Here is a 19,236-nt window from a genome sequence, read left to right on the forward strand (position 1 = left end):
TTCGCATGTCCACGAAGGACATTCGGGTGTAGCCGGTCGCCGGTGGCGTTAAACCGTGACGACCGTTACTTCAGACTCCTGCGGAGCCGGGTGAAAAGTCGTGCGTTGCTCATGGCCACGATGCCAACGATGTCGTCCGGGTGCTCACCGTCTCGATAGGTCGCGACGAACTTCCTGTCCTCGATGGACCCATCTTCTACTCGAACGTCGTCCGTCGCCCGTCCGATGAACTGGATCCGCACGCCGTACTGGTCGGACCAGACGTAACCGCCGTTGGTGTGCGTCGCGACGGTCTCGCCCGCGAGCAGGTTCCGGGTGGCGATCTGCGCCTGCTCGGTCGCCGACGTCCAGTGCTCGGCGCGGTGCCCCGCGCAGTTCGCGACGTCGCCGACCGCGACGATGTTCTTCACGTTCGTCACGCCGCCCGCGTCGCAGACGACGCCGTTGCCGAGGTTGACCGGTCCGCCGGTGAGCCAGTCCGTCGCCGGGCGCGTGCCGATGCCCGCGACGACGACGTCGGCGTTGACGACCCGCCCGTCCGCGAGGTTGATTCCGCCGTCAACGTTGACTGAGTCAACATTGATTCCGGTGATCAACGTTGATCCGTGGTCGCTGTGCAGATGTCCGCACGCGGTACCCATCTCGGCCCCCAGCACGCGCGTGAGCGGCGTGGGGAGTGCCTCGACGACGGTGACGTCCTTGCCGAGCGCACGCGCGCTGGAGGCGATCTCAGCCCCGATGAACCCGGCGCCGATGACGCCGACGTGCTGCGCGGTGCCGAACGCCTCGCGGAGCTTGATCGCGTCGTCCAGCGTGCGCAGGACGTGCGTGCCGGGGATCGTGCGCGGCAGCCCGCCCGTCGCGATGACGATGCCGTCGGCCTCGACGGTGGTGTCGTCGCTGAGCGCGATCTCCTGCGTGGAGAGCAGCCCGGTGGCCCGCACACCGAGGCGCCACTCCGCGTTGAGCGCGTCGATGTCCTCCTGGTCCGCGAGCGGCACCGCCTCGACCTTGCCGAGGAGGAAGTCCTTCGAGAGAGGAGGCCGGTCATAGGGCAGATGGATCTCGTCGCCGACGACGACGAGCCGTCCGTCGAACCCCTGCTGGCGCAGTGCCTGCGCAGACCTCAAACCGGCGAGTGAGGCGCCGATGATCGCGATCGTCTTCACGCCACGTCCTTGTTCACTTCGACATCGACATAGACCTCTCCATCATTCACGTGGACGGAGTAGGTCTTCACCGGTCTTTTGGCGGGCAGACAAGTCGCCTCGCCGGTGCGAAGGTCGAAGCTCGCGGCGTGCAGAGGGCACTCCACGAAGCACCCCTCCAGCCACCCCTCGCTCAGGGAGGCGTCCTGGTGGGTGCAGGTGTCGTCGATGGCGTAGACGACACCGTCGGCGTTGAAGACCGCGATCGGCGCATGAGGGCCGACGATGCGAACCGCCTCCCCTGGGGGCAGGTCCATGAGAGCGCAGGCGCGGATCATCGTCGGCCTCCGTTGCGTGACGCGGCACACGTTCCGAATGACGCAACACAATGTGAGCCTCGTGAGACCCGCCGTCAAGAGTCCAGCTGGTTGTTTTGCCTGCCGGTTACTGTTGCGCGATGAGCAACTCCGACTCGGCAGCTCAGGTGCAGTCCGTGGACAGAGCCATCAGCGTGCTCGAACTGCTGGCCCAAGGTGAGGCCGGCATCACCGAAATCGCTGGTGAGCTCGGTGTGCACAAGTCCACGGTGTCCAGACTCGTCTCCGTGCTGGAGTCGCGTGGCCTAGTGGAGCAGCTCGGTGAAAGAGGCAAATACGCCATCGGTTTCGGGGTCGTCCGCCTGGCCGGTGCCGCCACCGGACGGATGGACCTGACCAAGCTCGGCCAACCCGTCTGCCAGACCCTCGCCGACTCGTTCGGCGAGACCGTCAACATCGCCGTGCACGACGCCGGCGTCGCCATCAACATCACCCAGGCCCGCGGCTCCGCTGCCGTCTCGGCCGTGAACTGGATCGGCCAGCGCACGCCCCTGCACGCCACCTCGTCCGGCAAGGTCCTGCTCGCCTACCTGCCGGACGACGAACGCAAGCGGCTGGCGTCGCAGCCGCTCGACTCCTACACCGAGAACACCGTCGTGGACGCCGCGCAGCTGCTGGTCGAGCTGAAGGCCATCGCCGCGCAGGGGTTCGCGGCGTGCTTCGAGGAACTGGAACTGGGGCTGCACGCGGTGGCCGTCCCGGTGCGCGGGCATCGCGGTGAGGTGGTCGCGGCGATGAGTGCGTCGGGGCCGTCCTACCGGCTGTCCCGGCAGCGGGTGGAGGAGATCGTGCCGACGATGACGTCCGCGGCCGCGGACCTGTCGGCGCAGCTCGGTTACTTCGCCGGCTAGATCGTGTCGGCGCCGCCGGGTTCCGGCGGCTGAACGGCGGTATTGACAGCTGGGCCCCCGAGCCGCAGTTTGTTGCAGATAGCGGAACGAGTTCTGTTACTCGCAACTGCGGCGAAGGGGTGTCCTGATGCCAGGTGAAGTGCCTCGCGTGGTGCTCGTGGGGGCGGGGATCGTCGGATGCGCGCTGGCCGACGAGCTCACCGACAAGGGCTTCACCAACGTCACAGTCCTCGACCAGGCTCCGGGCCTCGCGGTCGGCGGGTCCAGCAGCCACGCCCCCGGCCTGGTCTTCCAGACCAACTCGTGCCGCAGCATGACCGCCTTCGCCCGCTACACGGTCGACAAGTACACCGCTCTGGGCTGCTTCGACCAGATCGGTGGCCTGGAGATCGCCACCGGTCCCGAACGGCTCGCCGACCTGTCGCGCCGGCACGGCTGGGCCACGTCGTGGGGCGTGCCGAGCCGGCTGGTCGACGCGGACGAGGTCGCGCGCCTGCACCCGTTGCTGGACCGGGAAAAGCTGCTCGGCGGGTTCCTCATCCCGAGCGACGGCCTCGCGAGGCCCGTCCAGGCCGCCGAGATCCAGGCGCGGCGGGCGATCGAGCGCGGGGCTCGGTTCGAGTTCGGGCAGAAGGTCGTCGCCGTCGAGGCCTCGGGCGACCGGGTCACCGGCGTGCGGACCGACACGGACGTGTTCCCGGCGGACATCGTGGTGTCGTGCGCCGGCATGTGGGGCCCGGTGCTGGGGGAGATGGTCGGGCTGACCGTTCCGCTCGTGCCGATGGCGCACCAGTACGTGTTCACCGGTGCCGTGAACGCCGACGCGGAGGCGTTGGCACGGCAGCCGATCCTGCGGCACCAGGAAGCCGACCTGTACTTCCGCTCGCACGGCCAGGCGCTGGGCATTGGCGCATATGGGCATCGCCCCATGCCCGTCGCCGCCCAGGACATCACCGGCTCGGAGCTGCCGTTCACCGAGGAGGACTTCAAGGCGTCCTGGGAGTCGGCCGTCGAGCTGATTCCGGCGCTGGCCGAGGCGGGGGTCGAGCGCGGGTTCAACGGGCTGTTCTCGTTCACCAGCGACGGGATGCCGTTGCTGGGCGAACATCCGGGCCTGAAGGGGTTCTGGGTCGCGGAGGCGGTGTGGATCACGCACTCCGCCGGGGTGGCGCGGTCGATGGCCGAGTGGATCGTCGACGGGCAGCCCGAGCTGGACCTGCACTCGAGCGACCTCAACCGGTTCGAGCAGGCGCAGCTGGCGCCGGACTACGTGCTGGAGCGCAGCTGCCAGAACTTCGTCGAGGTCTACGACGTGCTGCACCCGTTGCAGCCCATGGAGAGCCCGCGGCCGATCCGCACGAGTCCGTTCTACGGCAGGCAGCAGGAGCTCGGCGCGTTCTTCCTGGAGGCGTCCGGCTGGGAGCGGCCGCACTGGTACGAGGCCAACGCGGATCTTCCCGAGGTCGCCGAGGTGCCCGCGCGGGGTGAGTGGGCGAGCCGGTTCTGGTCGCCGATCTGCGGTGCCGAGGCGCTGGTGACGCGCAAACGGGTCGCGCTGTTCGACATGACCCCGTTGAAACGGCTGGAGGTCAGCGGGCCGGGAGCGCTGGAGTTCCTGCAGCACATGACGACCAACAACCTCAACCGCAAGCCCGGCGCGGTCGTCTACACGCTGCTGCTCGACGAGCAGGGCGGTGTGCGCAGCGACCTCACGATCGCGCGCCTCGACGCGACGACGTTCCAGGTCGGCGCGAACGGCAATCTCGACCTCGACTGGCTCACCCGGCACGCGCCGGATGACGTGTACGTCAAGGACATCACGGCCGGAACGTGCTGCATCGGCCTGTGGGGACCGCTGGCCCGCGATCTCGTCAACGACATCTCGCACACCCTGGACACGAAGAAGGGGTACTTCACGGCGCAGAAGGCGTTCATCAAGAACGTTCCGGTGACCGCGCTGCGACTGTCCTATGTGGGCGAACTCGGCTGGGAGCTCTACACCACCGCGGACATGGGCCCGAAGCTGTGGGACACGCTGTGGGAGGCCGGGCAGCGGCACGGGGTCATCGCGGCCGGGCGCGGCGCGTTCAACAGCCTGCGCCTGGAGAAGGGCTACCGGTCGTGGGGCACGGACATGACGACCGAGCACGACCCGTTCGAGGCGGGGCTCGGGTTCGCGGTGCGCCAGGACAAGGAGTTCCTCGGCAAGGGATCGCTGCACAACCTGACCTCGACCAAGAAGCTCACCTGCCTCACGATCGACGACCCGCACAGCGTCGTGCTGGGCAACGAACCCGTGTTCCACCAAGGAGAACCGGTCGGCTACGTCACCAGCGCCGCATACGGGTACACGACGGGCCTCAACATCGCCTACGCGTGGCTGCCCAGTGAGATCGACGACGAGGTCGAGATCGAGTACTTCGGGCACCGCGTCACCGCACGTCCCGCGCCGGAGCCGTTGTTCGATCCCGAGATGAAGCGGCTGCGGGGGTGACGTACGACGTCATCGTCATCGGGCTCGGCGGCATGGGCAGCGCCGCCGCGTACCGGCTCGCCCAGCGCGGGAAACGGGTGCTGGGACTGGAGAAGTTCACGCCCGCGCACGCGCACGGGTCAAGCCACGGAGGGTCGCGCGTCACGCGGCAGGCCTACTTCGAGGACCCCGCGTACGTCCCGTTGCTGCTGCGCGCCCACGAGATGTGGGACCAGATCGAGCAGGACAGCGGGGAGCACGTCTTCCACCGCGTCGGCGGGGTCATCGTCGGCGATCAGGACAGCGGCGCCATCACGGGTAGCCGGGCGAGCGTCGAGCAGTTCGGTCTGAAACACGAGCTGCTCGACGCGTCCCAGCTCCGCGAGCGCTTCCCGGCCTTCCGGCCGTTCGACTCCGAGATCGGCCTGTACGAACCGGGTGCGGGCTTCGTCGTGCCGGAGACGGCCGTGGAGGCGCATCTGGCGCTCGCCGCACGCGCGGGCGCCGAGCTGCACTTCGAGGAGCCGGTGACGCACTGGGAGTCCGGCAGGGTCACCACCGCTCTGGCCACCTACGAAGCCGAGCACGTCGTCGTGTGCCCCGGCCCGTGGGCGCCGGAGTTGTTGGGGGACCTGGGAATCCCGTTTGAGATCGAACGTCAGGTCCAGTTCTACTTCACCCCGGACGACGACTTCCGCGACCACCCGGTCTACATCTGGGACCGCGCGGACGGCACGAACTTCTACGGCTTCCCCGAGCACGACGGCGCGGTGAAGGTCGCGTTCCACAGCGGTGGCCAGATCTGCACGCCCGAGACCATCGACCGCGCGGTGCACGCCCACGAGGTCGAGGCCGTGGTCAACGCGACCAGGCCGCCGATGCCCGGCCTCGCCGGAACGTTCCAGCGCGCCGCGGCCTGCATGTACACCAACACCGCCGACCGGCACTTCGTCATCGCGCGCGAGCACGACGTGACCGTGGCGTGCGGCTTCTCGGGGCACGGCTTCAAGTTCGTGCCCGTCGTCGGCGAGATCCTCGCCGACCTCGTGATCGACGGGGCCACGCGGCACCCGATCGGCCTTTTCGACCCTGCTCGCCTGAGAGGCCTCAGATGACCGGCAGCCTGATCTCCACCCTTGAGGGCCGCTACTACACCGATCCCGCGATCTTCGCTCAGGAACAGGCCGCCATCTTCGAGAAGATGTGGTTCTGCGCGGTGAAGTCGGGCGACCTGCCGAACGCCGGCGACTTCCGCACGGTGCAGGTCGGGCGGGAGAGCGTGCTCATCGCGCGGGACCGCAAGGGCGGCCTCAACGCGTTCCTGAACGTCTGCCGCCATCGCGGCGCGCGCATCTGCGTCGACGAGGCCGGCAGCGTCAAACGGGCGTTCCAGTGCCCTTACCACGCCTGGACGTACGCGTTGGACGGCAACCTGATCGCCGCACCCAATCTCACCTCAATGCCGGACGTTGACCGCGTTGCGTATGGACTCACCAAAGTGCATTTGCGCGAATGGCTCGGCTACGTGTGGGTGAACCTCGCCGAGGACCCGCCGAGCTTCGAGGACGACGTGCTGAGCGCCGTGACCGAACGTTTGGGAACGCTCGAGGGCATCGACGGCTATGAGATCGACCAGTTGTCCGTGGGCAAACGGATCGTCTACGACGTCAAGGCCAACTGGAAGCTCATCATCGAGAACTTCATGGAGTGCTACCACTGCGCGACGATCCACCCCGAGCTCACCGAGGTGCTGCCCGAGTTCGCCGACGGCTACGCGGCGCAGTACTACGTGGGGCACGGCGCCGAGTTCGGCGACGAGATCAGGGGTTTCACCGTCGACGGCAGCGAGGGGTTCGAGAAACTCTCGTCGCTGGAAGAGGAACGCGACAGGAAGTATTACGCCATCACCATCAAACCGCAGGTGTTCATCAACCTCGTGCCGGACCACGTGATCCTGCACCGGATGTACCCGATGGCGGCGGACCGGACGATCGTCGAGTGCGATTGGCTCTACGCCAAGGAAGTCGTCGACACCGGCCGTGACGTCTCTCGCTCGGTCGAGCTGTTCCACCGGGTGAACGAACAGGACTTCGAAGCCTGCGAGCGATGCCAGCCCGCGATGGCCTCACGCGCCTACGCGCAGGGCGGAGTGCTGGTGCCCTCAGAGCACCACATCGGCGGATTCCACGAGTGGCTCGTCCAGAAACTGGAATCAGCCGACTAGGGGATCGACTGCTCACCCGTGCACGGCGAAAGCTGGCACGGGTGATGGAGCAGACCGAACTCTTGCTCCCGGACGGGGAGCACGAACACCTGCGCCGCATCCGGCTTCTGGCCGAGCGCGCGGAACGGACGGCGCACAACCGGTCCAACCTCGTTGGCCCGCCGCCGTCGCAGGAACACCTGGACATCCTCGCGGAGATCAGGAAGCTGACCGACGAGATGACCAGGCCCAGAACAGCCAGACGGGCCGAGGCGTTGCCCCGGCCCGCGAGACCCGCGGACGACCTCGTCGTCCCGGGGAAGATCTGACTGTCAGCGGCGCTGGCCGCGCACCATCTTCACGAGACCCTTCATCGTCTCCTCCAAGCCGGAGCCGAACGGGTTGTCGTGCACCAGGTACGTCCACGTCGAGCTGGGGCGCTTGACCCCGGCGTCGGCGAGGTCGTAGCCCTCGTCGGTGATCTTGGCCGCCTCGTACTTCTCCCTGGTGAGCTCCCAGGACTCCGGCACGATCTTGTTGAACGCCGGGATGGCCTCGCGGTGGAACTCGTCCAGCGGGTTCTGCCGGGCCAGCGCGCGCAGGTGGATGCCCTCGCGCAGGTCCGACAGGAACGTCAGGTGGTGCGTCCACAGGTCGTCGAGGAAGAACAGCGTGATCTTGCGGGCGGCGTCACCGGCGATCTCGTCGGGGGCGCCTTCCTTCTCGCCGACCTTCTCGAACGCCGCGTCCGTCTTCAGCACGACGTCGCGGTGCTTGAGCAGGATGTCGCGCTGGTGCTCGATCAGCTTGTTGTAGCGCCACGTGTTGCGGTGGATCTCCAGGTTCACGCCCTCGGCCACGCGCTGCGCGTGCTCGAAGGTGTGCAGCAGGCCCTTGTCGTGCACCCGGCCGTCGTCGTCCACTTCGGACGGATCCTCGGCGTCCGGCGCGTACTGGGTGATCAGCTCGTCCTGCATGGACGAGAAGAACACCGAACCGCCGGGGTCGCCCTGACGGCCGGCGCGGCCGCGCAGCTGGTCGTCCAGCCGCGACGACGAGTGGCGTCCGGAGCCGATCACGTACAGGCCACCCAGCTCGGCGATCCGGTCGTGGTCCTCGCCCTCGTGACCACCGAGGCGGATGTCCGTACCGCGACCGGCCATCTGAGTGGAGACCGTGATGCGCTGGTACGAACCGGCGTCCGCGATGATCGAGGCTTCCTCGGCGTCGTTCTTCGCGTTGAGCACCACGCACTCGATGCCGGCGGCGCGCAGCTTGGAGGAGATCCGCTCGGACTCGGCGACGTCCAGCGTGCCGACGAGGATCGGGCGCCCGCTCTCGTGGGCCTCCTTGATCTCCTCGACGATCGCGTCTTCCTTCTGCTCCAGCGTCGCGTAGAGGCGGAAGTGCTCGTCCTCGCGGATGTTCTCCTTGTTCGGCGGGATCACGAGCACCTCGAGCTCGTAGAACTCCCGCAGCGTCTCCGCGACGGCGACCGCGGTACCGGTCATGCCGCAGCGCGTCGGGTAGCGGGAGATCAGCGCCTGCACCGTCATCGAGTCGAGGATCTCGCCCGACTCGGTCGTCTGGACGTTCTCCTTGGCCTCGACCGCGGCCTGCAGGCCGTCCGGCCACCGCTGCAGCTTCGCGACACGGCCACGCGTGTCGTTGATCAGATGCACCTTGCCGTCACGCACGATGTAGTCGACGTCGCGGTGCAGCAGCACCTGCGCGTGCAGCGCCACGTTCACCTTCGACAGCGTGGAGGTGACGTGCTCCTGCGAGTACAGGTCGATCTCGCCGAGCGCGCGCTCGACGGCCTCGGACCCCGCACCCGTGAGGAAGACGTTGCGCTCCTCGTCGTCGATCTCGTAGTGCAGGTTCTGCCGCAGCCGCTTCACCAGGTCCGCGATGACGGGATCGGCCGCCTCCGCACTGGTCGAACCGGCCAGCACCAGCGGCACGCGGGCCTCGTCGACGAGCACCGAGTCGGCCTCGTCGATCAGCGCGACCTCGGGCTCCGGGACGATCAGGTCTTCCTCGCGGGTGACGATCCGGTCGCGCAGCACGTCGAAGCCGATCTCGCTGACCGGCGCGTACGTGACCTCGGCCTGGTAGGCCTCGCGCCGCTCCTCCGGCTTCGAGCTGCCGTTGATCCAGCCCACGGTGACGCCGAGCAGCCCGTACAGCGGCCCCATCCAGTCGGCGTCGCGCTGGGCGAGGTAGTCGTTGACGCTGACCACGTGGACGCGCTTGCCCTTGATCGCGAACCCGGCCGCGGCCATGGCACCCGCGAGCGTCTTGCCCTCACCGGTGGCCATCTCGACGACGAGCCCGCTGAGCAGCCCCAGCGCACCCAGCACCTGCACGTCGAACGGACGCTGCCCGATGGCGCGCTCGGCGGCCTCACGGGTGAGCGCCACCAGTTCGGTGTCGGTGCTCTCCTCGCGCAGCTTCTTGGCGTGCGCCGTCAGCTCCTCGTCGCTGAAGGCCTTGAACGTCTCGGCGTGTTTCTCCACGTCCGAGAGCAGGGCCTGGAACGGGGCGAGGTCGATCGACCCCGGTTTCTGCGCGAACCTGCGCATCCGCTGCTTGAAGCGCGCCATGAGAGTGGTCACGACGCGCCAACGTACGGCATCGGCCGGATGTTCCGCAGAGGTCTTGACTGTGAAGGCCCGATTTGTCCCTTAGATCGGGCCTTCACAGCCTCTGATCAGGCCCGTTCCGGCTGGTGCGTCTCCGGCAGCCTGATCACCGACACCAGCGTGCACAGACCCATGACCAGCAGGAACGCCGAAACGGACATCGACGTCCCGGTCGCGCCCAGCAGCGCCGTCATCACGAACGGCGTGCCGCCGCTGACCAGGATCGACGCCAGCTGGTACGCGAGAGAAGCGCCCGAGTACCGCACGTGCGGCTCGAACAGTTCACCCAGGTAGGCGGCGATGGGTCCGTACACGAGAGAGGACGCGATGCCTCCGACCGTGGACGCCACGAACAGCAGGACGAGCGAACCGGTGTCCACGAGCAGGAAGTACGGAAACGCCCACACGATCATGCCGACGGTGCCCGCGATGATCAGTGGACGGCGCCCGAGGCGGTCAGAGGCGTGGCCTGCCCAGAGGATGACCGGGATGCTCACGATGGACGACAGCAGGCTGACGATCAGCACGGACTCGCGGGCGAGACCGAGCGTGGTGGTGGCGTAGGACAGGACGCCTGCGATCGACACGTAGAAGATCGCGTTGGAGGCGAACATCAGGCCCGCGCCGAGCAGGATCGGCTTGCGGTGGGTGCGCAGGACCTCCGTCAGCGGCGCCGCGGCCACGGCCGGTTCGGTCGCGCGGCGTTCCTTCAGTTCGCGGAACACCGGGCTGTCCTCGACCTTGAGCTGGATGAACAGCACCACCGGGAACAGCAGCGCCGACGCCAGGAACGGGACGCGCCAGCCCCACGACGCGAACGCCTCCGGTGAGAGGGACGTGGTGGCGCTGATGAAGGCGACGTTGCCCAGCAGCACGCCGATCGGAACGCCGGCCTGCCCGAACGTGCCCGCGAAGCCGCGTTTGCGCGGACCCGCGGTCTCGGTCAGCAGCAGGACCACGCCGCCCCACTGACCGCCGACCGCGATGCCCTGCAGGAACCGCAGCAGCACCAGCAGCAGGGGAGCGCCGACGCCGATGGACGCCGTGGTGGGCAGCAGGCCGATGAGGAACGTCGCCGCCGCCATCAGCCCGAGGCAGATGACGAGCGCCGGTTTGCGGCCGACCTTGTCGCCGACGTGCCCGAAGACCAGGCCGCCGATCGGGCGCGCGATGAAGCCCGCCCAGAACGTGCTGAACGACAGGAGCAGCGCCACGATCGGCGTCGCCTCCGGGAAGAACAGCTTGGGGAACACCAGTGCCGCGGCGGTCGCGTAGATGAAGAAGTCGTACCACTCAAGACTCGAACCGACGAGTCCGGCTGCCATGAGCCGGCGTAAGGTCTTCTGTTCCGCAGGGGCGACGCTGACCACGGATTCTCCTCACCACGTGTCGATGTACGGGCGTTTCTTCCCTTGGGAGCGGGAAGTTGCAGGGGCCAGCGCCGTGGTGATCCAGCGGCGGGTGTCGGCCGGGTCGATCACGTCGTCGATCTCGAAGACCGAGGCGACGTTGAGTGCTTTGCCGTGCTCGTAAGCCATTGCGACTATCTGGTCGTAGCGCTGCTTGCGCTCGTCCGGGTCGGCGATGGCGTCGAGTTCTTTCTTGAAGCCGAGTTTGATGGCGCCTTCGAGTCCCATCGGGCCGAACTCCCCGGTGGGCCAGGAGATCGCGAACTGCGGCACCTTGAGGTTGCCCGCCGCCATGGCCTGGGCGCCGAGGCCGTAGGCCTTGCGGAGGATCACGAGTCCAAAGGGGACGGTGAGGTTGGCGCCCGTCACGACCATGCGGGTGAGGTGGCGGACGGTGGCGGTGCGTTCGGCGTCGGGGCCGACCATGAACCCCGGGGTGTCGCACAGGGAGACGACGGGGATGTCGAACGCGTCGGCGAGCTGGAGGAAGCGGGCGCACTTGTCGGCGGCGTCGGCGTCGATGGCGCCGCCGAGGACCTTGGGGTCGTTGGCGATCAGGGCGATCGGGCGGCCTTCGACTCGGATGAGGGCGGTGACGATGGCCTTGCCGAAGCCGTTGCGGAGTTCGAGGACGCTGTCGGTGTCGGCGAGGGTGCGGATCAGGGCGCGGATGTCGTAGGCGCGCAGGCGGTTCTCGGGGACGGCGTGGCGGAGGAGGCGCTGGTCCGCGCAGTTCCACGATCCGAAATTGTCGGTGCTGTCTGGGAGAATTGAGTTCAGGGGTCCCCCCGAGGGCGACGGCGAAGGCTGCGCACTCGACGAGGGGACGCCTGCGGGAGCCTGGAAGTACGAGAGGTACTTCTTGGCGACGGCGACGGCTTCCTCCTCCGACGCCACCGCGATGTCCACGACGCCGTTGGGCACCTGCACGTCCAACGGGCCGATGTCCTCCGGCCGGAACACCCCCAGCCCGCCGCCCTCGATCATCGCCGGCCCGCCCATGCCGATGTTCGCGCCCTCGACCGCGATGATCACGTCGCACGTGCCGAGCAGCACCGCGTTGCCCGCGAAGCACCGGCCCGCCACCACGCCGATCAACGGCACCTGCCCGCTGAGCTGCGCGAACGCGTGGAACGAGCCGCAGTCCAGTCCGCTGACCATGCTGTGGTCGGTGTCGCCGGGACGGCCGCCGCCACCCTCGGCGAACAGCACCACCGGCAGGTTCTCCTGCTGTGCCAGGGCGAACAGCCGGTCCTTCTTCTGGTGGTTGCGCAGGCCTTGCGTGCCGGCGAGAACCGCGTAGTCGTAGGACATCGCCACGACCCGTGCGCCGTTGACGACACCGATTCCTGCCACCAGACCGTCGGCGGGCGTGCGTTCGATCAGGTCGTCCAGCGAACGGCGCTGGCGTTGGGCGGCGATCGCGAGGCCGCCATACTCGACGAACGAAGAACAAAGATCCGCGATGTTCTCCCGCGCGGTCCGGCCACCCCGAGCGTGCCGTTTCGCAGCGGCTTCAGGGCGGTCGAAGTCGTGCCGCGCCAGCACCTCGGCCAGATCCGGCCGGACCAACGCCGGATCCACCTCGGGAACGTCCTCAGTGGACTCGCCCGCGCCGGAAGCCAGCACCTGGCCCTCGGACACGGTGTCGCCCACCGACACCAGCACGTCGCCGGACACCCGCACGACGTGCTGCATCTTCATCGCTTCCAGCACGACGGAGTCGGAGGAAACAGCGACCACCGTGCCCGCCAGCGGAGCCCGCATGCCCGAAACGGGCTCCTCGACCACGAAGTCAGTAGAAGCGCCGACGATGTCGCGAGAGAGCAGCGAGCGCAGGAACTCCAGGTTCGTCGAGACCCCCTCGACCCGGAACTCGCCCAACGCCCGGCGCGCCCGGTTCAGCGCCACGTCGAGGTCCTCGCCGTGCACCACGAGCTTCGCCAGCAACCCGTCGTAGCGCGTCCCGACCCGGTAGCCGACGTACCCGTGCGTGTCGACGCGGACGCCAGGGCCAGCCGGCAGCCCGAACGACGACAGCACACCGCCCGAGGTCTGGTTCAGCCGCACCTGCACGGCCGCGCCGCGGTCGTGCGGCGTGAAGTCCACGTCGCCGCCCCAGGCGAGCAGCAACTGGGTGCGCACGAGGTCCACTCCGGACACCATCTCGGTCACCGTGTGCTCGACCTGCAGCCGCGGGTTGACCTCCAGGAACGCGAACGAGTCCCCGGACACCAGGAACTCGACGGTGCCGACGCCGGTGTAGCCCGCCGCGACGGCCAGAGCGACGGCCGCCTCGTGCAGTGCCTTGCGCAGCAAGGGATCCAGCAGGGGAGCGGGCGCGATCTCCACGACCTTCTGGTGCCGCAGTTGCAGCGAGCAGTCGCGGTCGCCGATCACCGACGTCCCGACGAGCTGTACCTCGATGTGCCGGGCGGAGGGCATCAACCGTTCGAAGTAGACGTCCCCGACACCGAACGCGGCCAAAGCCTCGGCCTGGCACGCCTCGACCGCGGCATCGAGCTCCGAAGCGTCAAAAACCGCCCGCATGCCCTTGCCGCCCCCGCCGGCGACCGCCTTCACCATCACCGGGAACTCGCCGGGCAGCGCGTCCAGCACCGGGATCCCCAGCGAGGAAGCCAGCTCCTGTGCTCGCCGTTTGTCACCGAGCAGTTCCAGAACGTCAGCGGACGGCCCGACGAACGCCAGTCCGCGCTCCGAACACGCCCGAGCGAAATCGGCGTTCTCGGACAGGAATCCCCACCCCGGATGCACGGCGACACACCCCTCGGCGGCATCCAGCAGCTGATCCACGTCCAGGTACGGCGACGGCCCGTGCAGTGCCACGGCGCGGTCCGCGAGCGTCACGTGGAGCGAAGAAGCGTCGTCCTCCGCGTATACCGCCACGGTGCGAATTCCGAGGTCAGCAGCCGCGCGCAGCACGCGGACGGCGACCTCACCCCGGTTGGCGACGAGAAGCACGGCAATCCTCCTGAGCGACCGCTTAGTATGTGACGGCGGTCGCATGTTGCCATCTGAAGTGAACGGAAGTCCATACGGAACCGATCGGGGTACTGAGGCGTCAACGGAACACTTCGCCGCAAACGGGCGATCCAGTTGGCAGACTCCCCGCAAACATGCAAGGGCTTCAGGAGGCCGCAGTGGTGTTCAAGAGGATGATGCGCGCGTTCGGTGTGGGCGGGCCGACTGTCGACACGGTGCTGACGAACCCCAACGTCAGGCCCGGCGAGGTGCTGTCGGGTGAGGTGCGCATCGCCGGTGGCGACCACCCTGCCGAGATCGACCACGTCACGCTCGCGCTGCTCACCCGCGTCGAGGTCGAGAGCGGCGACAACGAGTACAACACCAACATGGAGTTCCACAAGTTCTCCGTGGGCCAGCGGATCGTGGTGCAGCCGCACCAGAACCTCTCGCTGCCGTTCCAGATCCCGGTGCCGTTCGAGTGCCCGATCAACGTCGTCGGCGGCCAGCAGCTGCACGGCATGCAGCTCGGCCTGCGCACCGAGCTCGAGGTCCGCGGCGCCGTCGACCCCGGCGACCTCGACCCGATCTGGGTGCACCCGCTTCAGTCCCAGGACGCCGTGCTCCAGGCCTTCGGGCACATGGGCTTCCGCTTCACCAAGGCGGACAACGAGCGCGGCCGCATCCACGGCGTGCCGCAGCAGCTGCCGTTCTACCAGGAGATCGAGTTCTACCCGCCGCCGCAGTTCGCGGGCCGCGTCAAGCAGGTCGAGCTGACCTTCGTCACGACGCCGGGCGAGCTGCACGTCATCCTCGAGGCCGACAAGCGCGCCGGACTGCTCCGTGCGGGCGGCGACGCGTACGGCCGTTTCGCCGTGTCGCACCAGCAGGCGATCGGCACGGACTGGACCGCCACGATCAACCAGTGGATGTCGCAGGTCTCCGGTAGCCGCTGGTAGTTCTCGCGCTGCGGGCAGCCACGATCAACGGGATGATTTCGCCCGAGATCCCCGAGTGCATCGGGGTGTAGCGGGAGGAGGCGTCCGTGACCATCGAGAGCATTCTCGGCGCGCTCATCATCGGTCTGATCCTGGGCTTGCTCGGCAAGCTGTTCGCACCGGGCAAGCAGGCCATCCCGATCTGGCTGACCCTGCTGGTCGGCATCGCGGCCGCGTTCATCGGGTCGTGGATCGCGCGGCTGCTCGGCGTGCAGGACACGCCGGGCATCGACTGGATCGAGGTGATCGTGCAGATCGTCGTCGCCGCGATCGGTGTTTCGCTCGTAGCCGGTGTGTACGGCAGGAAGTCGGTCAGTTAGGTCGGACCATCCTCAGGACGAGGTCGGCGTACATCGCGCCGATCTCGTCCGGGGTCCGCTTCCCGCTCGGCTGGTACCAGCGGGCGACGTCGATGCACAGCGACAGCACGGCCAGGGTCGCGCCCTTGAGGTCGGGGACGTCGAACACGCCCTCCTCGACGCCGTCCGCGATGTAGGCCCGCATCCGCTGCTCGATCTGCCGGCGCAGCTCCGCCACCTCCGCGTGGTGTTCGGGAGAGAGCGCGCCGAGCTCGTACTGCACCACCCGCGCCGTCGTGTGGAACTCCGCGTGCCATCCCGCGAACCCCGCCACCGCGTTCCTGAGCCGCTCCACCGCTCCGTCGCCGCCGATGCTCGACAGCAGGGCGAGCGACGTCTCGTGGCCGACGAGCGAGATGTTGAACAGCAGTTCCTCTTTGGACCGGTAGTGGATGTACACGGCCGCCGGGGACATTCCGGCCAGCGAGGCGATGTCCCTGGTCGTCGTGGCGTGATATCCCTTGCCGGCGAACGCGTGGGCGGCCGCGATGAGCATCCGGCGGGCGGCGTCCGGGGTGACGGTGCGCCAGGTCTCGTCGAGCAGCGAGAACCCGTCCAGTCCGGTCGTCGTCATCGGGCGGCTCCTCGCGTGTTGACAGGTGATGGATCGTACTGCACGCTAAGCGAGCGCTTAGCGCTAAGCAACCGCTTAGTATGGAGGTAAGTCGTGCAGCGGACGCTGTTCAACGAGGATCACGCCGCGTTCCGGGAGTCGGCGAAGGCGTTCGTCGAGCGCACGATCACGCCGAACGTCGAGAAGTTCATCGAGCAGCGGGTGATCGACCGGGACGTGTGGCTGGAGGCCGGACGCCAGGGCCTGCTCGGGCTGGAGATCCCCGAGGAGTACGGCGGCAGCGGCGCCAACGACTACCGGTTCAACACGGTGTTCGCCGAAGAGCTGTGCCGGGTCAACGCCGCGGTGGCGTCGAGTCTGGGCATCCACGGCGACGTCGTGGCGCCCTACCTCGTCGACCTGTGCACCGAGGAGCAGAAGCAGCGCTGGCTGCCCGGCATGTGCACCGGCGAGATCAAGACCGGCATCGCGATGACCGAGCCGTCCGGCGGCTCCGACCTCGCCGCGCTGAAGACCAACGCCGTGCGGGACGGTGACGACTGGATCCTCAACGGCTCCAAGACGTTCATCACCAACGGCTACACCGCCGACATGATCGTCGTCGCGGCCCGCACCGACCCGTCCAAGGGCGCGCGCGGCATCACGCTGTTCGCCGTCGAGACCGGCATGCCCGGCTTCGAGCGCGGCCGCAAGCTCGACAAGGTCGGCCAGCACCCGTCCGACACCGCGGAGCTGTTCTTCTCCGACGTGCGCCTGTCCGCCGAGCACATGATCGGCGACGAGGGCCAGGGCTTCATCTACATGATGGAACGCCTGCCGCAGGAGCGGATCGGCGGCGCCATCTCGAACCTGGCGCACGCGCAGGGCGTCTTCGACGAGACGCTGGAGTACGTCAAGGAGCGCAAGGCCTTCGGTCAGGCGATCGGCAAGTTCCAGCACAACAAGTTCCTGCTCGCCGAGCTGCGCACCAAGCTGGACGTCTCGCAGGCGTTCATCGACACGCTGACCATGCAGCACGTGCGCGGCGAACTGAGCCCGGTCGAGGCGGCGCAGGCCAAGTACTGGAGCGCCGACGTCGAGAACGAGGTCATCGACGCCTGCGTGCAGCTGCACGGCGGCTACGGCTACATGACCGAGTACCGCGTGGCCCGCGCCTGGATGGACGCCCGCGTCACGAAGATCTGGGCCGGTTCCAACGAGATCATGAAGGAACTCATCGGCCGCGACCTGGGCCTGTAAGGGGTGTTCCATGGCTGAAGCAGTCATCGTCTCCACCGCCCGGTCGCCGATCGGCCGTGCCCGCAAGGGATCGCTCGTCTCGCTGCGCCCGGACGACCTGGCCACGCAGGTGATCTCGGCCGCGCTGGGCGACCTTCCGGCGTCCGAGATCACCGACCTGCACCTCGGGTGTGCCGAGCCGCAGGACGAGCACGGCCAGAACATCGCGCGCCGGGTGGCCGTGCAGCTCGGCTACGACTCGCTGCCGGGCACGACGGTCAACCGGTTCTGCGCGTCGTCCGTGCAGACCGCGCGGATGGCCTTCCACGCCATCAAGGCGGGGGAGGGCCACGGGTTCATCTCGGCCGGCGTCGAATGCGTATCGCGGTACATGCACGCGGGCGCGCCGTCGTTCAACCCGCTGTTCGCCGAAGCGCAGCAGCGGACCCTGGACACGGCCGCCTCGAACGCGCCGTGGACCGACCCGCGGCTCGACGGCGAACTGCCCGACTACTACATCGCGATGGGCCAGACGGCCGAGAACGTCGCGACGCAGATGGGCATCTCGCGGCACGACCAGGACGAGTTCGGCGTGCGGTCGCAGAACCTCGCCGAGAAGGCCATCGCGGACGGCTTCTTCGCCCGCGAGATCACGCCGGTCACTTTGCCCGACGGCACAGTGGTCTCCACTGACGACGGACCGCGCGCCGGCGTCACGTACGAGTCTGTTTCCTCTCTCAAGACGGTTTTCCGGCCCGAGGGAACGATCACCGCGGGCAACTGCTGCCCGCTCAACGACGGCGCGGCCGCAGTCGTGATCATGAGCGACGTGCGGGCCCGCGAACTGGGACTGACCCCGTTGGCGCGCATCGTGTCCACGGGTGTTTCCGGACTGTCGCCGGAGATCATGGGCCTCGGCCCCGTCGACGCCACGAAGCAGGCGCTGGGTCACGCCGGTCTGTCCATTTCGGACATCGACCTGGTGGAGATCAACGAGGCCTTCGCCGTCCAGGTGCTCGGCTCGCAGCGCGCGCTGGGCATCGACATCGACAAGCTCAACGTGCACGGCGGTGCGATCGCGCTGGGTCACCCGTTCGGCTCGACCGGTGCTCGAATCATGACGACGCTGATCAACGGCATGCAGGCCCGCGACGCCCAGTTCGGCCTGGAGACGATGTGCGTCGGCGGCGGCCAGGGCATGGCGATCATCCTGGAAAGGCTTTCGTAGTGGGAATCCTGGACAAGTTCCGTCTCGACGGGAAGGTCGCGATCGTCACCGGCGCCTCCTCGGGCCTCGGCGTCGCGTTCGCCAAGGGCCTCGCGGAGGCCGGCGCGGACGTCGTGCTCGCGGCACGCCGTGCGGACAAGCTGAAGGAGACGGCCGCGCTGGTCGAGGCCGCCGGCCGGCGCGCCCTGGTCGTGCAGGCCGACGTGTCGCAGCCCGACGACTGCCGTGAGGTCGCTCGTGCGGCGGCGGAGTTCGGCACGGTGGCGGTGCTCGTGAACAACGCCGGCGTCGCGTCGGCGGTGCCGGCGTCGCGGGAGACGCCGGAGCAGTTCCTAGGCGTCATGGACGTGAACCTCAACGGCGCCTACTGGATGGCCCAGGCGGCCGCGGCCGTCATGAAGTCCGGTGGCTCGATCATCAACATCTCCAGCGTGCTCGGCCTGGTGACCGGCGGTATTCCCCAAGCCGCGTACTCGGCGTCGAAGGCCGGTCTGCTCGGCCTGACGCGGGATCTGGCGCAGCAGTGGACCGGGCGCAAGGGCATCCGCGTCAACGCGATCTGCCCCGGCTTCTTCGCCTCCGAGATGACCGACCAGTACCCGCCGGGGTACCTGGAGAAGATCCAGGCCACTCTGCCATCCGGGCGAATCGGTGACCCGGAGGAGCTCGCTTCCGCCGTTGTCTTCCTGGCCTCGCCGGCGGGCGGTTACGTTACCGGGGAGACGCTCGTCGTCGACGGTGGTGCCGTGATCGTCTGACTCCAGGGGGAGC

16 protein-coding genes are annotated in these 19,236 nt (G+C 68.2%); 10 read left to right on the forward strand and 6 right to left on the reverse strand.

Annotated features, from left to right (window positions below; translation table 11 throughout):
- Positions 1–65: 65 nt before the first annotated feature.
- On the reverse strand, positions 66–1,169 hold the full coding sequence (locus ACH413_RS32805) for an FAD-dependent oxidoreductase (RefSeq protein WP_360046739.1): 1,104 nt from the start codon (positions 1,167–1,169) through the stop codon (positions 66–68).
- Complete coding sequence (locus ACH413_RS32810) at positions 1,166–1,486, reverse strand: bifunctional 3-phenylpropionate/cinnamic acid dioxygenase ferredoxin subunit (protein ID WP_360046740.1); 321 nt, start codon at positions 1,484–1,486, stop codon at positions 1,166–1,168. Before ACH413_RS32810 ends, ACH413_RS32805 begins: the two co-directional genes overlap by 4 nt.
- 119 nt (positions 1,487–1,605) lie before the next feature.
- Between ACH413_RS32810 and ACH413_RS32815 the strand changes: the two genes are divergently transcribed.
- The 5 genes from ACH413_RS32815 to ACH413_RS32835 all read left to right on the forward strand — a co-directional run bounded on the left by ACH413_RS32815 (position 1,606) and on the right by ACH413_RS32835 (position 7,381).
- Positions 1,606–2,376 (forward strand): IclR family transcriptional regulator, encoded by a 771-nt coding sequence (locus ACH413_RS32815; RefSeq protein WP_360046741.1) that lies wholly within the window; start codon positions 1,606–1,608, stop codon positions 2,374–2,376.
- Positions 2,377–2,503: 127 nt separating this feature from the next.
- Positions 2,504–4,870, forward strand: a complete 2,367-nt coding sequence (locus ACH413_RS32820) for an FAD-dependent oxidoreductase (RefSeq protein ID WP_360046742.1) — start codon at positions 2,504–2,506, stop codon at positions 4,868–4,870.
- Positions 4,867–5,964: an N-methyl-L-tryptophan oxidase gene (solA, locus tag ACH413_RS32825; protein ID WP_360046743.1), complete on the forward strand. Its 1,098-nt coding sequence runs from the start codon at positions 4,867–4,869 to the stop codon at positions 5,962–5,964. Before ACH413_RS32820 ends, solA begins: the two co-directional genes overlap by 4 nt.
- Positions 5,961–7,073, forward strand: coding sequence for an aromatic ring-hydroxylating dioxygenase subunit alpha (locus ACH413_RS32830; protein ID WP_360046744.1), 1,113 nt, complete (start codon positions 5,961–5,963; stop codon positions 7,071–7,073). The genes solA and ACH413_RS32830 overlap by 4 nt, the downstream gene beginning before the upstream one ends.
- A gap of 44 nt (positions 7,074–7,117) precedes the next feature.
- On the forward strand, positions 7,118–7,381 hold the full coding sequence (locus tag ACH413_RS32835) for a hypothetical protein (protein ID WP_360046763.1): 264 nt from the start codon (positions 7,118–7,120) through the stop codon (positions 7,379–7,381).
- A 3-nt stretch (positions 7,382–7,384) separates the two neighbouring features.
- On the opposite strand, the gene secA2 is transcribed toward ACH413_RS32835, so the two are convergent.
- The 3 genes from secA2 to ACH413_RS32850 all read right to left on the reverse strand — a co-directional run bounded on the left by secA2 (position 7,385) and on the right by ACH413_RS32850 (position 14,088).
- Positions 7,385–9,670 carry an accessory Sec system translocase SecA2 gene (gene secA2 / locus ACH413_RS32840; protein WP_360046745.1) on the reverse strand — a complete coding sequence of 762 codons (2,286 nt, stop codon included), beginning with the start codon at positions 9,668–9,670 and terminating at the stop codon, positions 7,385–7,387.
- A gap of 95 nt (positions 9,671–9,765) precedes the next feature.
- Positions 9,766–11,022 (reverse strand): MFS transporter, encoded by a 1,257-nt coding sequence (locus ACH413_RS32845; protein ID WP_360046746.1) that lies wholly within the window; start codon positions 11,020–11,022, stop codon positions 9,766–9,768.
- 54 nt (positions 11,023–11,076) lie between these two features.
- Positions 11,077–14,088, reverse strand: coding sequence for a carboxyl transferase domain-containing protein (locus ACH413_RS32850; protein ID WP_360046747.1), 3,012 nt, complete (start codon positions 14,086–14,088; stop codon positions 11,077–11,079).
- Positions 14,089–14,267: 179 nt separating this feature from the next.
- Between ACH413_RS32850 and ACH413_RS32855 the strand changes: the two genes are divergently transcribed.
- Both ACH413_RS32855 and ACH413_RS32860 read left to right on the forward strand, forming a co-directional pair.
- Positions 14,268–15,047, forward strand: a complete 780-nt coding sequence (locus ACH413_RS32855; RefSeq protein WP_360046748.1) for a sporulation protein — start codon at positions 14,268–14,270, stop codon at positions 15,045–15,047.
- 86 nt (positions 15,048–15,133) lie between these two features.
- On the forward strand, positions 15,134–15,406 hold the full coding sequence (locus ACH413_RS32860) for a GlsB/YeaQ/YmgE family stress response membrane protein (RefSeq protein ID WP_360046749.1): 273 nt from the start codon (positions 15,134–15,136) through the stop codon (positions 15,404–15,406).
- Here the strand turns inward: ACH413_RS32860 and ACH413_RS32865 are convergent.
- Entirely contained in the window at positions 15,399–16,019 is a 621-nt protein-coding gene (locus ACH413_RS32865; RefSeq protein ID WP_360046750.1) for a TetR/AcrR family transcriptional regulator, read from the reverse strand. The genes ACH413_RS32860 and ACH413_RS32865 overlap by 8 nt on opposite strands.
- Before the next feature lie 93 nt (positions 16,020–16,112).
- On the opposite strand from ACH413_RS32865, the gene ACH413_RS32870 reads away from it, so the two are divergent.
- Genes ACH413_RS32870 through ACH413_RS32880 form a run of 3 tightly spaced genes read left to right on the forward strand, consistent with a single transcriptional unit; the run spans position 16,113 to position 19,223 of the window.
- Entirely contained in the window at positions 16,113–17,258 is a 1,146-nt protein-coding gene (locus ACH413_RS32870; protein WP_360046751.1) for an acyl-CoA dehydrogenase family protein, read from the forward strand.
- A 10-nt stretch (positions 17,259–17,268) separates the two neighbouring features.
- Positions 17,269–18,465, forward strand: coding sequence for an acetyl-CoA C-acetyltransferase (locus tag ACH413_RS32875; protein WP_360046752.1), 1,197 nt, complete (start codon positions 17,269–17,271; stop codon positions 18,463–18,465).
- A complete protein-coding gene (locus ACH413_RS32880; RefSeq protein ID WP_360046753.1) occupies positions 18,465–19,223 on the forward strand; it encodes a glucose 1-dehydrogenase in 759 nt (252 codons plus the stop codon). The genes ACH413_RS32875 and ACH413_RS32880 overlap by 1 nt, the downstream gene beginning before the upstream one ends.
- The last annotated feature ends 13 nt before the right edge of the window (positions 19,224–19,236 follow it).

The organism is Lentzea sp. NPDC020367, from assembly GCF_044387305.1.
Taxonomy (GTDB): Bacteria; Actinomycetota; Actinomycetes; order Mycobacteriales; family Pseudonocardiaceae; genus Lentzea.

Bases quoted from the DNA above. Each gene is read 5' to 3' on its own strand.
- ACH413_RS32845 (WP_360046746.1), bottom strand. From the start codon at position 11,022: ATGGCAGCCGGACTCGTCGGTTCGAGTCTTGAGTGGTACGACTTCTTC.
- ACH413_RS32820 (WP_360046742.1), top strand. From the start codon at position 2,504: ATGCCAGGTGAAGTGCCTCGCGTGGTGCTCGTGGGGGCGGGGATCGTC.
- ACH413_RS32830 (WP_360046744.1), top strand. From the start codon at position 5,961: ATGACCGGCAGCCTGATCTCCACCCTTGAGGGCCGCTACTACACCGAT.
- ACH413_RS32865 (WP_360046750.1), bottom strand. From the start codon at position 16,019: ATGACGACGACCGGACTGGACGGGTTCTCGCTGCTCGACGAGACCTGG.
- ACH413_RS32815 (WP_360046741.1), top strand. From the start codon at position 1,606: ATGAGCAACTCCGACTCGGCAGCTCAGGTGCAGTCCGTGGACAGAGCC.
- ACH413_RS32875 (WP_360046752.1), top strand. From the start codon at position 17,269: ATGGCTGAAGCAGTCATCGTCTCCACCGCCCGGTCGCCGATCGGCCGT.
- ACH413_RS32835 (WP_360046763.1), top strand. From the start codon at position 7,118: ATGGAGCAGACCGAACTCTTGCTCCCGGACGGGGAGCACGAACACCTG.
- ACH413_RS32810 (WP_360046740.1), bottom strand. From the start codon at position 1,486: ATGATCCGCGCCTGCGCTCTCATGGACCTGCCCCCAGGGGAGGCGGTT.